Source organism: Mycobacterium sp. Aquia_216, assembly GCF_026723865.1.
Classification (GTDB): domain Bacteria; phylum Actinomycetota; class Actinomycetes; order Mycobacteriales; family Mycobacteriaceae; genus Mycobacterium.
In genome coordinates this window covers 3266882-3281899 of sequence record NZ_CP113529.1, presented here as the reverse complement: position 1 = coordinate 3281899, position 15018 = coordinate 3266882, and the positions used below count along the sequence as shown (strand labels likewise).

Annotated in this window: 12 protein-coding genes and 1 riboswitch; all 12 genes read right to left on the bottom strand. The window is 64.8% G+C overall.

Annotated elements, in window-relative coordinates:
• Nucleotides 1-7: 7 nt before the first annotated feature.
• The gene (locus OK015_RS15215) at nucleotides 8-1252 is read right to left on the bottom strand and encodes a PPE family protein (RefSeq protein WP_326498485.1); all 1245 of its coding nucleotides are present in this window, start codon (nucleotides 1250-1252) and stop codon (nucleotides 8-10) included.
• A gap of 1126 nt (nucleotides 1253-2378) precedes the next feature.
• Complete coding sequence (locus OK015_RS15210; protein ID WP_268124034.1) at nucleotides 2379-2705, bottom strand: DUF732 domain-containing protein; 327 nt, start codon at nucleotides 2703-2705, stop codon at nucleotides 2379-2381.
• Nucleotides 2706-2711: 6 nt separating this feature from the next.
• Complete coding sequence (locus tag OK015_RS15205; protein WP_326498484.1) at nucleotides 2712-3896, bottom strand: PPE family protein; 1185 nt, start codon at nucleotides 3894-3896, stop codon at nucleotides 2712-2714.
• A 21-nt stretch (nucleotides 3897-3917) separates the two neighbouring features.
• Nucleotides 3918-5114, bottom strand: coding sequence for a PPE family protein (locus OK015_RS15200; RefSeq protein WP_268124032.1), 1197 nt, complete (start codon nucleotides 5112-5114; stop codon nucleotides 3918-3920).
• A gap of 338 nt (nucleotides 5115-5452) precedes the next feature.
• Nucleotides 5453-5630: riboswitch (M-box (ykoK) riboswitch) on the bottom strand.
• 134 nt (nucleotides 5631-5764) lie between these two features.
• Complete coding sequence (gene eccA, locus OK015_RS15195) at nucleotides 5765-7597, bottom strand: type VII secretion AAA-ATPase EccA (RefSeq protein WP_268124030.1); 1833 nt, start codon at nucleotides 7595-7597, stop codon at nucleotides 5765-5767.
• The gene (gene eccE / locus OK015_RS15190) at nucleotides 7594-8793 is read right to left on the bottom strand and encodes a type VII secretion protein EccE (RefSeq protein ID WP_268124028.1); all 1200 of its coding nucleotides are present in this window, start codon (nucleotides 8791-8793) and stop codon (nucleotides 7594-7596) included. The genes eccA and eccE overlap by 4 nt, the downstream gene beginning before the upstream one ends.
• 19 nt (nucleotides 8794-8812) lie before the next feature.
• Nucleotides 8813-10720 (bottom strand): S8 family serine peptidase, encoded by a 1908-nt coding sequence (locus tag OK015_RS15185; protein ID WP_268124026.1) that lies wholly within the window; start codon nucleotides 10718-10720, stop codon nucleotides 8813-8815.
• Nucleotides 10698-12209, bottom strand: coding sequence for a type VII secretion integral membrane protein EccD (eccD, locus tag OK015_RS15180; RefSeq protein WP_268124024.1), 1512 nt, complete (start codon nucleotides 12207-12209; stop codon nucleotides 10698-10700). Before eccD ends, OK015_RS15185 begins: the two co-directional genes overlap by 23 nt.
• 260 nt (nucleotides 12210-12469) lie before the next feature.
• Nucleotides 12470-13372 carry an ESX secretion-associated protein EspG gene (locus OK015_RS15175; RefSeq protein ID WP_268124022.1) on the bottom strand — a complete coding sequence of 301 codons (903 nt, stop codon included), beginning with the start codon at nucleotides 13370-13372 and terminating at the stop codon, nucleotides 12470-12472.
• Nucleotides 13373-13463: 91 nt separating this feature from the next.
• On the bottom strand, nucleotides 13464-13748 hold the full coding sequence (locus tag OK015_RS15170; protein WP_268124020.1) for a WXG100 family type VII secretion target: 285 nt from the start codon (nucleotides 13746-13748) through the stop codon (nucleotides 13464-13466).
• 49 nt (nucleotides 13749-13797) lie between these two features.
• Nucleotides 13798-14094, bottom strand: a complete 297-nt coding sequence (locus OK015_RS15165; protein ID WP_268124018.1) for a WXG100 family type VII secretion target — start codon at nucleotides 14092-14094, stop codon at nucleotides 13798-13800.
• Nucleotides 14095-14330: 236 nt separating this feature from the next.
• Nucleotides 14331-14630 (bottom strand): PE family protein, encoded by a 300-nt coding sequence (locus OK015_RS15160; RefSeq protein WP_268124016.1) that lies wholly within the window; start codon nucleotides 14628-14630, stop codon nucleotides 14331-14333.
• Nucleotides 14631-15018: the final 388 nt, after the last annotated feature.

Genomic DNA, 15018 nt, shown 5'->3' with positions numbered 1-15018 from the left:
ATCGCGGTCAGTCCTCCAGAGCCGGGATCACGATGATCGTGGCGGCCGCGGGGTCGGCTTCGGCGACCAGACCACCCAGCGCGGCCGCCGTCGCGGCATTGCCGCTCACTGAGTAGGTCGAGGTGGCGGCCACAGCGCGTCCCGCCAGGCTGGACAACGCCATCTGGCTGAACACACCCTCCTCCCCGACCATCGCGGCCGGGGCGCCCGCCAAGTTGGCGGGCAACGATTGCGCGAGCATTCTGATATTCGGCGCCGCCTCTGTCCAACCCTGCGGCACCGACATGCTTCCCACCAAGGAGGCCTTACCCATCGACCCGGTAACCGGCGATCCACCGACCGCGGAGCTCAGCATCGGATGCACGCCGACGGCGGCCCTGGTCAACGGCTCCAACTGACCCGAAATGAATTTCGGTCCAGCCAGATACGCCTGCGCGGCCTGCCCGTTCTGGGCCCACGCGTAGGTCTGTCCGAACGACAGGAACGGACCACCCGGGATCGTCGACCACGACTGGGGCGAGAACACCCCGGTAATGGCTGACCAAATGGTGTTCCAGTTCGTCACGGCGGGCGGCACCGTCAACCCCGCCGACGGATCAGCCGCCGCGGTCACTGTCGTCGAAAGGGCTTGCACCGCATTCGACGACAGCTGTGTGGCGGTGCTGGCACCCGATGTGGTGCCCGACTGAGCGACAGCGGCCGCTTGCCGCTGCGAGCTCGAGCCGTTCGTTGTTTGCGGCGGCTCGGTGAACGGCGGCAGCTGCGACGCGGTCGCCGACGACCCGGCATACGCATACATCGCGGCGGCGTCCTGCGCCCACATCTCCACGTACTGGGCTTCGGTCGCCGCGATCGCCGGCGTGTTTTGGCCCAGGAGATTGGTCGCAACCAGCGTCGCGAGCAGCGAACGGTTGGCCGCGATGACCGGCGGCGGCACCGTGGCCGCGAACGCCGCCTCATAGGCACCCGCAGCAAGCTTGGCCTGCGCGGCCACCTGCTCGGCCTGCGCCCCTGTCGCGCTCATCCACTGCACATACGGCGCAGCCGCGGAAGCCATCGAAATCGACGACGGACCGGTCCACAACCCGACGGACAGGCCCTGGATCGTCGAGCCGTACAAGGCCGCCGTCGAGAGCAGTTCCGCGGCTAACTCGTCCCAGGCTGCCGCAGCGGCCAGCATCGGCCCCGATCCCGCACCCACATACATCCGACCGGAGTTGATCTCCGGTGGTAACGCCCCGAAGTCCAACATTTCTTACCTCCGCTCCCTCATTTGGCCGCCATGGTAGGCGCGGTTTCACAGTGCTCGCCGCAAACGCGCCGCAGCTCTAAGGAAATCCATCGAATCCGGGTTGTATTACACGTGTTTAATGACAACAGGCTCGTCCACTCCCCGCTGAGAATTTCTCAGGATCTCCGTGTGCTCCTGGTGCAAATTCGCAGCTTCAATATAGCGATCATCATGGGCACAAAGTATGCGCGACGCGTTCCCGCCGGGTAATCGTGCTGTAAAAAAGAACTGTCATTGCATGGGGTCCTGGTGTGAGGACATCGGTTCGCTACAGCTAACTCCCGCTGGGACAAAATAACAGGGCAAGCTGGACAAATCCAGTAACCAGCGACGGACCGCCAGGAGGCCAACACTGATTACAGTTCGCGAGTACACCTATCTTCGCACCGGCCCTCAATCGTGTTAACAGGTATAGAGAACTATTGTTTACCGAGTCGATGGCGACTATCTAACCCTCCCATCTTATGGCGCTCTAGAAATTCTCTTGTGGGCACACGAAATAACCGCAATAGCGCAATTACGCAACTAATTTGCGGGCGGTCTCAGACTTGTACTGGTTATGAGCCCAACGGCGATCGACGGCGCGACGGTGTTCGAATTGTCAACGGAAACAATTGCCGGGCTGGTATATTGCCCGGAAATTCCGAATTCGCTGCGCGATGAACACCTGGCGTGTCGATGCCCTAACGCCGCCCAAAAGTCCCCTGCGGCAAGCGCATCACTGGTGCCGGACTGCTGCCCGGCCTAAGCGAGACGGTCTGCGCACGACTCAGCGCGACAAGGCGCGTACACAGTGCCGAATTGAAGTCAATGGTTCATATCAAGCTCCCCTAAATTTCACCTAACGTAAACATGTGGAACTGCTATGAGGCTTGCCGGCTTCTGAGGGTTTGCTGTGAGGGCGGGGGCCAAGTTAGGGCGATCGGCCGTTGCGGAAGATGCTGCGCCCCTGGCCCATCGTCCACAGGTGCCCGCGGGTGGGTTGACTATCGCGACGGGGACGGCGCGGAGAAACGCAAGGTGCTAACGCGCTAGCGAGAAGAGCCGGGTACGGGCTGGCCCCGCTGTCTAACTTCCGCCCCCGTGTTTAGGTTCCGCTGCCGGGGTCGGGGTTGTCGGCCAGCAGGTTGGGGCAGTAGACGCTGGCGGCGGCTTGGGCGAATCTGGCGGCGCTGGCCATGGTAAAGGCGGGATTGAGATCTCGGATGTCTCTGACGATGTCCAGCTGTGACGTCCCTGAGTTGGCCAGGTCGCAGACCTTTTGGCCGGCTTTGATGGCTTTGTCCGGATTCTGATAGCTGATGCCCGCCTTGGTGAGCGCGGCGAGGAAGGCGTCATCGTCCGAGTCGGCGTGCGCCGGTGCGGCCAGGCCGATCAAGACGGCGACGCCGGCGAGAAACGGGAGGGCTTTCATCCGTCGTTATCCTGCTGCGGGCGGACGTCCGATGACGCGCGGGCGGAACCCATAGATCGGTTCAGCGAATTCGTCCTCATGCGCGCCCGGAATGCCTGCCAGCGGCACCCCGGGCATCCCCACCGCGCCGGCCTCTTCCATCACCATCGGAGTGGCGGCGCCAAAGCTGTGATAGGCACCCGCCCCGACCTGAGTGGTCGCCGCGACCGTGCTGACCGACGCCCCGGTACCAGCCCAGGTTGGTGGAACCGATAAGGCGCCCACCAGGCTCGCCTGCCCCACGCTCGCTGTCGCTGCCGCGCCGGGCACGCTCACCGCCGACGCCAACGACGCGCTACTCCCCAGCCCGGCGGCCAGATCCTCCAGCCCATCCGTGCTTGCGCCTACCGCGCTCAGGGAGTTGAGCGCCACCTGCGAATCGACGAATGTCGTCGGGTTCAGAATGCCATTGGTGGTAAAGGCGTTGGACAGGCCACCGACGCTGTTGTTGTTGAGGAAGGCCCCCAGCAGATTGGGGGTTGAGTTGCTGAAACTGTTCAGCAACCCGGAGAGTCCGGTCGTGTCATCACCCGAACCGGGCGTGAATATGCTGTCCCCCGCAGCGGCGGCCGGTGCGGCCTGGGCGTTGTTGACCGCGTCGGCTTGCTGTTCCGTTCCGTCCGTCGTGGTGTCGGATTGCGGTTGGCTGAACGTCATCATTTCGGTTGCCGCGCGCGAAGCGGCGGAGTAGCTGGTCATCGCGGAGGCATCCTGTGCCCACATCTCGCCGTATTGCGCCTCGGTGGTCGCGATCGCCCCGGTGTTCTGACCAATGACGTTGGTCGCCACCAGGTTCGCCAGCAGAGTGCGGTTGGCAGCCACCAGCGGCGGGGGCACCGTCGCGGCGAACGCGGCCTCGTACGCGGCCGCGGCCGCGTTGGCTTGCGCGCCGGCTTGCTCGGCCTGAACCGCGGTGGTGTCCAGCCATTCGATATAGGGCTGGACCGCTGCGGCCATCTTCGACGACGCCGGACCTAGCCAGCCCTCGCTGACCAGCGATTTGATTACCGACTCGTAATTGGTTGCCGTCGAACGTAATTCAGCAGCGATGGCATTCCAGGCCGCTGCGGCGGCCAGCAATGATCCCGAGCCGGCGCCCGCATACATTTTGGCCGAGTTGACTTCCGGCGGTAGTGCCCCGAAATTCAGCATGACATCTCCTCCCGACGTCTCTTAACCGGCGGCCGGTGGACGTGGCATGACGACTGGACGAAACCCGTACCTGGGGATGGCGCGGCGTAGCCTGCGACCGGTGCCGCCCAGCGGACCCGCCACACCGCCGGGCCCGCCGGCTGCCGGCGCCCCGGAGGTCCCGATGTCGCTGAGGCCGGTGACCGGCGTCGCCACTTGCCCTGGGGTGATGTTGGCTGCCGAGGCCCAGGTCTGCGGCACCGACATGGACCCCACCAGATGCGCGTTGCCCACACCTGCCGATGCGCCGCCCAAGCCCGCCGAGGGCACCGTGTTGGATGCCAGGGCGGCCATCCCTCCTCCTTCCGCGTTTGCGGCGAAGTCACCCAGGCCGGACAGCACCGTCGCGCGTGTCCCCATCGCACCTACCGCCGTTCCAATAATGGACTGCGGGTTGAACGGTCCGCCGGCAAGCGAACCGTTGAGGACTGAGTTGGAGAAGAAACTACTCTGCAGGAAATTTCCCAGGGCCGTGTTGTTCGACCCGTCCAGGAAGGCGGTCCAGTAATCCTCCGCCGGCCCCTGGGGCGCGGCAGCAGGATCCGCGTCCAGGGCGGAGACGTCGCTATTCGACAACAACGACCGCGCATTCCCGGCCGCCGTATTGGTGGCCTGGTTGACGGCCTGGTTTTGTTCCTCCACCGCATCGGGGGTGGTGTTCGTCTGCGGCGAGGTGAACGGCGTTATCCGGGCCGCCGAGTTCGACGCGACGGCATAGCCGTTCATCGCCCCGGCATCCTGGGCCCACATTTCGGCGTATTCGGCATCGGTGGCCGCGATCGCCGGAGTGTTCTGCCCAAAAATGTTGGTAGCCACCAGGTTTGCCAGCAGTGTGCGGTTGGCTGCGACGACCGGCGGGGGCACCGTCATCGCGAACGCGGCCTCAAAAGCGGTCGCGGCCGCGTTGGCTTGCATACCGGTCTGCTCCGCTTGGCCGGCCGTGGTGTTCAGCCAAGTCAGATAGGGCGCGGCCGCGGCCAGCATCGACACCGACGACGGGCCATACCAACCTGCGCTGGTCAGCTCCTTGATCACCGACTCGTAATCGGTTGCCGCGGAACGCATTTCGGCAGCCAGTGCGTTCCACGCGGCGGCAGCGGCCAGCAACGGCCCTGATCCGGGGCCCGAATATATTCTCGTCGAATTGACTTCCGGCGGTAACGCCGCAAAATCGAACATGGTTCCCCCTCGGCGCTCAGCAGGCGGCTACGTCGACTGCCTCGGTGACCGCATATGCACCGGCACCGGTCTGGACGTTGATAGAACTCATCGGCGTTCTCCTCAGGAATACGGGTGAGCCGGAGGCGCGACCCTAGCTAGGACAGACACCGATTGCGCAACGTAGGTGGGCGGCTCGGTGCAAGCCGATAGGCAAGAGTGCCGTAGTCGGCTCGAACGAAAAGTCATCGATCGAGAATAGGGATTAATTTCGTTCTCACCTCCTCATCGCCTGGGCACACCGAGATGCCTTTTATTGTGCACGAAGAGGTTGGGGACAACCGGCGAAATCGCCGGATCCGGCACCCCTCTCATCAGAGCTTCGGCACCACACTGCGTATCTGGCTAACAAATAGCCAGAAGCCACTTGGGCTCAACCCTTAAGCCGGGAAGAGCTGTCCTGACCCTGGGCGTCTTTCGACGTTTGGGGTCAGTGGCCTATATCCGTCATGGAAGCCTCACCTAACGAGGTGCTTGCACACGCCATCGTGGCACTCGAAACAGAGTGAGTCAAGCTAGATGCGAGGCGTTCGCAACAATTCATGATGCGGACACGCGGATGCCATTCGGGGGCCCGGGGTCCGTGATAGCTTGCGGCTCGCAAACGATCCTTAGCTCGACTTCTTCTCGGCGACTGCCGCGCTGAGACCCTCGAGCAGATCTTCGCCGCTGAGTTCCCTGAACCGGAGCAGTTGCAGCTCGCTGAATTCGGTGGTGTCGCTGGCCAGAACCGTGTCGAGGTCTTCGTCGTCGAGACGAAAACTCCGGTGGTCGCGGGCCTTCTCCACCACATTTCGCACGAAGCCGGCATTACCGAGCGTATCGATGCCGCGAATCAGATCCCCGTCTTCGGAGTAGGTCTCGTCGAAGTAGAACTTGGTGTAGGACGGCCGTAGGGCCTCGGCTGCCTCGTCGGTGATGACGTCTTCGTTTTCCTGCCCCATCATCCGGGTCAGTGCAACGAGCTCGTCGGGCGCGTAGCTGAAGAACTCGATCACGGTCGAAAAGCGTCGGCGTAAACCCTGATTTACCTCGAGCATCTTGTCCATTGCCTTGGCGTACCCGGCGCCGAAGACCACGAGTTCGTCGCGGTGATTCTCCATGTACAGCAGCAAGGTGTTGATGATCGCATTCCCGTAGGGGTCGCCCTGTTGGTACCCCTTCTCATGCAGGGTGTGCATCTCGTCGAAGAAGACCGCTCCGCCCAACGCCTCCTCGAGCATCTCCTCGGTGTTCTTCTCGGCGTCTGCCATGTACCGGCCCAATAATTTGGTGCGGCTGGTCTCCACCACCACGGGCTTGCGCAGCACCGTCAATCCGCACAGCTGCTTGCTGAAAGCGCGCGCCACCGAGGTCTTTCCGGTCCCGGGTGGACCCAGCAACAACGTGTGGCGCGAGGTCACCGGCACCGGCAGACCCATCTTCGCGCGCGCCAGGTTCACCTTGGTCGTGGACTTGATGAGTTTGATTTCCCGCTTGGCCTTCTCCATGCCGAGCATCGCGTTGAGTTCGGCATCGCCTTCGGCCAAGTACCTGGCAGCCTCCTCGGCGTGCCGGGCGGCTTCGTTCTCCTCGCGGGTCGGTGCGCTGTCCGGATCCCAGGGGTCCGTACGAGCCTCGATGGTTTCCGGGTCGGTCAGCACCAACTGGTAGTTGGCGTTGTCGAGCGCTTCGCGAGCCGGAGCGAACTTGGGATCCCGCGAGTACACCCGGCGGAATACCTCGAGGGCTTCCTCCTCGCGACCGAGGTGCCGCAGGCACATGCCCTGGGTGTACAGGGCGACATTGGCCGCGCCCGGCACCCGATCCGCCTCGATCGCGTCCTGGCTGCGCCGGACCGCCTCCTCGAAGACACCGAGCGACGCCAGCGCCGTGGTTGCCATCGCCGCACCGGCTGCCTTGAGTTCGGGGTTGCGCCAGATCTTGCCCTCGGGGAATTGGGTAAGCACGTCCGGCCATCGCCCGGCGCGGAAGTACAGAATGCCCCGCACGTAGGCGATCAACTCTTCGTCGATGGGCTGGCGCGGTTCGACGCGATCAAGCAGTGTGACGGCTTCCTCGTAGCGCTTCGCCTCGCCGAGCACCGCGGCGTACGCGCACGCGAGCGACTCCGCGCTGAGGACCGCCAGTCGCAGAAACAACCCATCGGAGACGTCGGGATGAAACTGCAATTCCGTGACGCCGAGCCGACGGGTCTCCCAGCCGAAGGTACCGACCGCGGACCAGGCTCCGGCGAGCACTTCAATGCTCTGGTCCCCGGCCAGCAGCCGCGCCAGCCACGCGTCGCACATGGCCGGGTCGAGCGAGGTGGCCGTGGTGAACATCCGCAGCGCCACTTGGGGATTGTGGCTGGGTTGGAGTCCGTTGACGGAGATTCCCGACGCCAACAGGCCGGCAACCATTGCGTTGCGGACGTCCTCCGCTGCTGATTGCGGGCGGCTCATTGACCCGCAAGCAAGCGCTCCGCGCCCTCCCGATCCTGGCCGACCTGGAGCACCAAGTCGTCGTCCTCGAGCAGCTCGCGGGTGGGCACGACCAGCAAAGCGCGGGTCGTCGGGGCAGGCAGGCTAGCGCGTACCGCGGCCAACTGGCGGCCGGTCAGCCGATTGAGTCCTGACGACACTCCTCGGGGCAGCCGGCTGTCGCTGTGATAGCGCACCCAGCCCGACACCTGGGGCCGGCCGTCGTCCGAGGTGAGCTGGATGGTCACCACGGTCGCCTCGGCGTCGGGCAGCCACAACTCCTCCAGCGTCTCGGTGGTGATGTCCGACGGCGTCAGCCAGAAGCTGGTCGCGAACCCGTTGAAGTGCTTGAGGTAGCGCCATCCGGGCCGGCTCCAGGTCGGCTCCAGGTCCGCCAGCACAGCGCTATCGACCTCGGTGATCTCCTCGGAGGTCAGCGGACGGGGTGCACAGCCCGGTGCGTCGAGATCCTGGACCAGCCGCTCGGTCGCCGCGACGAGTGTGGAAGCCAGCGAGTCACGGGCCGCAACCGCGGCGACGTTGGACTGCGGGTTCATCCGTAGCACCAGCCAGGTGCGGCGCACGTACGAGGCGGGCTGCTCACTGACCAGACCCCACTCTTCGGGGCCCAGCTTGTCGAGCTTGGACAGCTCGGCGGCGTTGCCGCCCCGGCGCATTTGCACCGAGACGATGTCGATGCCCTCGAGGTGCACGTCGAACTGGCGTAGGCCGGCCGCGACCGACCGCACCAGAACGCTGGCCGGCGGCGCACTGCGCTGCCGATGATGGTGTGCCGTCGGGTCGTCATTGGCGTCCAGCGCGATCACGGTGACCAGACGGCCGTCGTACTCGCGCACCCCGACCTTGTCGCGTCCGAACCGGCGCTGGTAGTCGAGGGCGGGCGTGCACCCCGCGGCGAGCGTGGTCCCCGGGTCGGCCGACCAATCCCACAGCCATCCGGCCAGACCGGATGTCACCGTGAGGCCGTGATGGGTGACCAGCGAGAGCAGCGTGATGATCACCGAGATGCCGACCCCCACCCACCACGCGATGTGGTAGTTGCCCTGCCACGAGTCTGGGCAATGACTGGCGATCAGCAAGATGCCGACGACGACCAAGAACACCACCGTGACTCGCGCCCACGACAAAGACAACCCAAACCTGCGCTGAGCCTTCATTGCTTTAGCTGCTCCGCCCTTATTGTTGCTGCTTGCGGCGCTTCATCAACGTCGCGATACCAAAAACTGCGCCGCCAATCAGTAGCGCTCCGGTCAACCCCCCGGCTGCCACCCACACCGGCAGCATGTCGCGATGCGGGGGCGCTTTGGGCACGTTCAACGGTATCGACAGTTGCTGTGGAGGCTTGAGCGGGCCGTCGGGAACATCCCACGTCAGTGCCGCCACCGGGTCGACGACCCCGTAGCCGAGCTGGTTGTCGACCCCGCGGGCCGGTGCCCGCGCGGTGCGCTCCAACCGGTTGATCACCTGGTATGCCGATAGTTGCGGATACTTGGCGCGGACGAGTGCCGCCACCCCGGACACAATCGCGGCCGAGAAGCTGGTACCGCTCGGAACAAGCAGCGAGTTGTCCGGCCCGTCAATCGCGTTGATCAAGCCGTCGTCCCGGGGCGAGAGCCCGATGATGTCGCTTCCGGGCGCGGCGATCCCCACCCACGGTCCAGCGACGCTCGACGGACCCTGCCCCTGGCTGCCTTGGGTCTGCAGGTGACCTTCCGAGTCCACCGCGCCGACGGTCAGGACGAAGTCGCTGAACCAGGACGGTGTCACCACGGTGGTGACGGCATTCCAGTCCCGCGGGTCTTTGGGCTTCAACGGGTCGAAGATCGGGTTCTGCTTGCAGTCCCTCTTGCTGGTGTCGCCGGCGGCGGCCACGATGACCGCGTTCCTTTCCACCGCGGCGTAGCGGACTGCCGCCCCAAGCGCGCGCTGGTCGATGATGTTGCGCGCACTCATGCAGGTCACGTCGGAGATGTTGATCACCGAGGCGCCCATGTTGGCGGCGTGCACGATGGCGCGTGCCATCGTTTCGACGCCACTGATCTTTGCCGAGGTCTGCGGGTCCTCGTCGCCGGTATAGGCGTCCTTGAGGCCGAAGGCCCCGCTGGACTGGCGGATCGAGATGATGTCGACATCGGGGGCAATGCCGCTATAGGCGTCCGGCGCCGCAGGCGCGGGCGGTGGCGGCGGTGCGGGTGTCGGCGTCGGCGCCAGCGGGCGCGGATTACCGATGTGGATCGTGTGCCCGCCACCCGAGTAGCTGGGAATGGTCACCGTTCCCTCGCCGTGGTCAGCGGCTCCCGGGTTGGCCGGGCCGGGCGGCGGACCAACAGGGGCCGCCGGTGCGGCCGGCGCCGGTGGGACGGCCGGTGCCGGTGGGGCGGCCGGCGCTGTCGGGGCGCCTGGAGCCGCGGGGTCGCCTGGGGCCTGCTGGGCCGGTGGCGCCGCGGGCGGCTGCGGCATCCACGGTGGCACGTTTTCTTGAGGCGGAGCGGGCACCATCGTCACCGTTTGCGGCAACGGCGACAGCGTCACGGTCTGTGGCGGCGGAGCCTTCGGCGGCGCTTCAGTGGTGGGAATGGTCACCGGCTTACGTGGTCCCGCCGCGGGTGGCGGGACCGCGCCGTTGGCCGGCGCCGCACCGATCATCGACGCCACGATGGTGCCGTGCGCGTCGCAGTCGGACAGCCCGTCGCCACCCATGATGTAGTCCCCACCGGGGATCAGATGCTGAAACCTCGGGTGCGGACTCACCCCGGTGTCGATGACGGCAACCTTGATCCCGGCGCCGCGGCCGAACTGCCATGCCTCCTGCATATTCAGCATGTCCATGTACTTCGGCTGCAGCTTGAAATCGGTACCGGGCAGCACCCCAACCTCGGTGCAGTACGAGTTCTGCTTCATCGGCGCCGGCGGACCCGGCGCACCGTCCGGCGGTACCGCCGCCGGATCGATCGTCGGCGGCGATATCGCGTACGCCGGCGGTAAGCCGGCTAGTGCACCCGACGTAAGCAAGAGTGCGGCGACAGCCGCACGGGACGCGCGATCACGCCACACCTTGCCGTTACCGGTACCGGATTGCTGCATAAACATTCATCAACCACAATGCCAGCGGGAAGATCGGCATCAGGCAGACATATTCAATCCATTCCACAAACTTGCGGAACAGCGGGCTGTAGATGCTGTTCGGGACGACCGCCGCAGACATCAGGCCCGCCGCGGGCAGCAGCACCAGGATCCCCACGCAGACGGACACCGACAGCGGCGATTGCAACTCGAGCGCATACCGCACCACGACCGTCGCAACGATCAACACGGACGTGCCGGCCAGGGTGATCGCCTGCAAGCGATCCACATAGGAGCGACCGCGCAGCATCAGGAAACCAGCGCTGAAGCCGGCCAGCAGGAGCGGCAGCCACCTTTGCCCGGTGTGCGGATCCGCCAGCCCAGCCAGCGAGACCACCATCAGGACGCCGAAACCGACCAGCAGGCCCGACAAGAACGACCGGGCACGCTCGGCTTGCAACAGCACATCGCGCACCGAAGCGGGCCCCTCCAGGACCGGCGGGCCGCCGCCGGTGCGGGTCACGGTGGTGGGCAGGTCGGGTCGGGCCTCGAAGACCCAGCGGCTGGTGGCCGACGGGAAAACGGGCAGCCGGATGCCGGACAGCCGGCGGGACATGGCGGGGGCGCATTGGTATCCGATCACGCTGACCAGCACGATGGTCGTCAGCATGGTCACCGCGCTGGTCATCGCGACCATCCGGGCCAAGGCCGCGATCGTCGTCAAGGAACTGGCGGTGACGATCGCGGTGTACAACGCCAGCCGGCGTCCGGTGAACCGCAGCGCCAGTATCGCGGAAATGGTGAGGACACCGAAGCCCAACACCGCGTGCGGGGATCCGACACCGCCAGGTGGCGCCCCGGCCGCCGCGATCGTCAGCGGTGCGAGGCTGCTCACCAGCATGATGTCGGCGATGCGCCGATCGCTCTGCGATTGAGCGCGCATCAGCAGCATCATCGAAACGCCCAGCACGATCGCAGCAATGACCGCGGCGTAAATGGTGGTCAGCCACGAGTTGTGGTGCCAGCGCCACCAGCCCAGCAACGCCGAGGCGAGAAAGACACCGGAGGCCACCATCGCGGCGCCGACCTGTACGGCAACCACCGGGTCGATCGCGGCGAACCGCTTGCTCAGGTTCTGCGACACCGCGGTGGAAATGTGCTCGATGACCTGCGAGCGCTTTTCGGTGTCGGCGACGAACCGAATCCACAACCGGTCGCCGTCGAGGACGTCTTGCTCCGTCAGCGATTGGGTGGCCCGCAAGGGTGAGCCGTCAACCAGGCACAGCGCCCACTTGCCGCGACCCGTCGCCTCCAGCGGAGTCTCGCCGAGTTCGCGCAAACGACTGTTGACCACTTTCAGCAGCGGGTCGGTCATCACCGAGACGGGGGCGTTGGCGTCCAACAGGACGCCGATCTGGACACCCGCGCCGGCCATGACGCCAACTACGACCGCCCGCGGCTGTGAGATTCCCTCGAGATCAGCCTGTGGCGCATCAGCTACCGCAGTCATCGGGCTGCACCCCCTGTCGTGGTGAATGTGTGGCTCCGGGTCGCCAGTCGCGCGGAGGGCTCTGTCGATCTACTCACCGAGGTGCCGGCAAGTAGTAGTTCGACGTTTTTCAATTCCATTTACCCTGCCTCGCGATTCGTCAATCCGGTGACACTTGCTTTTAAATTTGCTGCTTATTACGAGTGAAGTATGACGCCTCGGTGGCCTGGCCGCACGTTGAGTTCAAAAGCGTTACAAGCCTTAACATTTGATACATCTCGTCACACCCTGCTATGGGTCTTCCACTCGCCGTAGGGCAGCGTGTCCAGCACGGTTTTGACGCCCACTTGCACCAGCTGCGGGGTCGCCGGACAGATGGCCAGCCAGGCCTCCCCCGAACCCGCGGTCCGCGCCTGTTGATAAAGAGCGATACGGCCGCCCGAACCATCCTTTAGCGAAAGCACCGAGGCGCTGGGACCCTTGGCGTCATCGCGGTACTGGCGCGCATACACAGCAACCTCCGCGGCCGGGTCGGAAAGCGCCTGTCCCAGCGCGGCTACGGTGGCGGCGCTGATGCCCATCCGGCGCAAGTCCCCGCCGGAGAACACGTTGAAGCCGGATTCTTGCCACGACTTCGTGGCTTCCAGCATGTCGTCCAGTGGCACGTTGACGGCGTTGATCGCCGCAGGCTCTGCGTGGTGAATCGACTCCAGGCCGTCGAGTACGAGTGCCGCGATCGACGCGCTGTCCGCGACGGCGACGTCGTCGACCGTGATATCGCCGCCCACCCGAACCGCCGATACCCAGTGCTGGCCGCGTCGAGCCAGGACCACTCGGAACTCGTTGTCGGGGATATCGCGAGAACCCGGGGGTTGATTCTCGTCGTCCACGACGCCATAAAGAAGTTTGCCTCGCGACAGCAGCGCGATGACCTCTAGGTCGGGCGCGGCGAGCACCCGCATCCGCGCCGCCACTTCTTCATTGACCTCGTCGCCGACGACAATGCCCTGCTCGCGCATCACCTTCATGCCGGGATGTTCGTTCAGCCAGTCACTGCTGTCGGTAGATACATATGGCCGGCACCGCAGCTCCGGAGCGACGTGTCGAATGTCGAGTAACGCTTGGAGCATCCAGAAGCCGTCAACGTTGACGGTGATATCGGTGCGAGTGCTCTGCTGATCCATCAATACCCCGGGAAGTCGTCGTGCACGGTAACCGCAGGACGCGGCAGCACACCGAACGTATGGTGTGCTGCCGCGCCTGAAGTTTTGGGCGTCAGGCCCAGCTGGACCCGACGGCGCTGTCAGTGCTGGCCATGTTGTTGCCGGCGCTCTGCACCTTCTGCCCGTGCTGGTTGGCCTGCTCGTAGATCACCTGGAAGTTACGACCCAACTGGGTGATGAACTCCTGGCAAGCCACCGAACCGGAACCGCCCCAGAAGTCCCCCGCAGCAAGCACATCGCGGACGATGGCCTGGTGCTCGGCCTCCAGCGAAGCGGCCTGCGCGCGGATGAGGGCGCCGTGGGCGTCAACATCGCCGAACTGGTAGTTAATGCTCATAGCGTTTTTCTCCTAATGTCTGAAGGTTACGCAGCCGTAGCTACTACGGCTAGTGGCTGAGGGCCTGCTGCGAGGCCTGCTCTTGCGTCTCGTAGTTGTTGGCGTCACGGATGAGTCCGTCACGCACGCCGTGGAGCATGTTGACGATGTTGTTGAACGCCTGGTTCATCTGACCCATGGTGTCGTAGGACGTCGCCTGGGCCTGACCACTCCAGCCCGCGCCGGCGATGTTCATCGAGGACGACCACATCTTGCGAGCCTCGTCGGACACCGTCTGGGCGTGCATCTCAAAGCGGCCCGCCATCGCACGCATCGCGTGCGGATCGGTCATGAAACGTGTTGCCATGTTGCCTTATCTCCTTAATCTTCGGTTCTCGAGATTTGTTCTGACGGACGGTGATAGGTCGGGTTAGTTGCAGCGGTGACGCAACTGCCGAACCGTATATCTAAGGATGATCCCCCCTCCCGTTACCAGCACCCACCGGACCGTCTGCTTAGCGAGACGGGTTAGCCCGACCGGTGTGCGGCTGGCTGGGAGCCCACTTCGATGTGGGCGTCCTTAGCTTCAAATGGCCAGACCGGTCAGCCGGCGGCGGCTGCGTTGGCGGCCTCGGTCAAGGCGTAAGAACCGGAGCTGGTCGACAGCGTGTTCACGAACTGCTCGTGAATCGCCGTAGCCTGCGCGCTGACCGCTTGGTACATCTGCGCATGTGCGGCGAACTGCGCCGCGGTAAGCGCCGATACCTCGTCGGCAGCTGCCGGCACCACCCCGGTCGTCGGGGCCGCCGCAGCCGCGTTTTGGGCGCTAAGAGCAGATCCGATACCCTGCAGGGTCCCGGCTGCCGCGGCCAAAGCCTCCGGCTGTGTCGTCACGAACGACATATTTTTCCTCCTCCATAATCCCCAAACTCTCTGATGAGAGTAGATGACGGTGTTCGGTAAAGCCTGTCCCGTAGACCGCCCGTTCGCAATTGTTCACGGAACGGTACGGCGAATTCACTTTTGGTAACGACACAGTAACAGCGTTTGGGCCGGTTTGGGGGCCCTGAGCAGCGAAATCACAGCACTAGCACAATCTGGCCTCCCGGGTTGTCCAAAGCCTGCTGGCAGGCGCGTTGTGGGGGTGGAGGCGGCAGCCGGGGCGATAAAATCTCGTCGTCGATAACCCGCAGCACCGCAAACGGTTTCGCGTGGTCCCCAGGGGCGGCGTGCGGACTCGCTACCACGCGCATCAGCCTGCACACATACGCTCGCATGCGATGCCGTCACG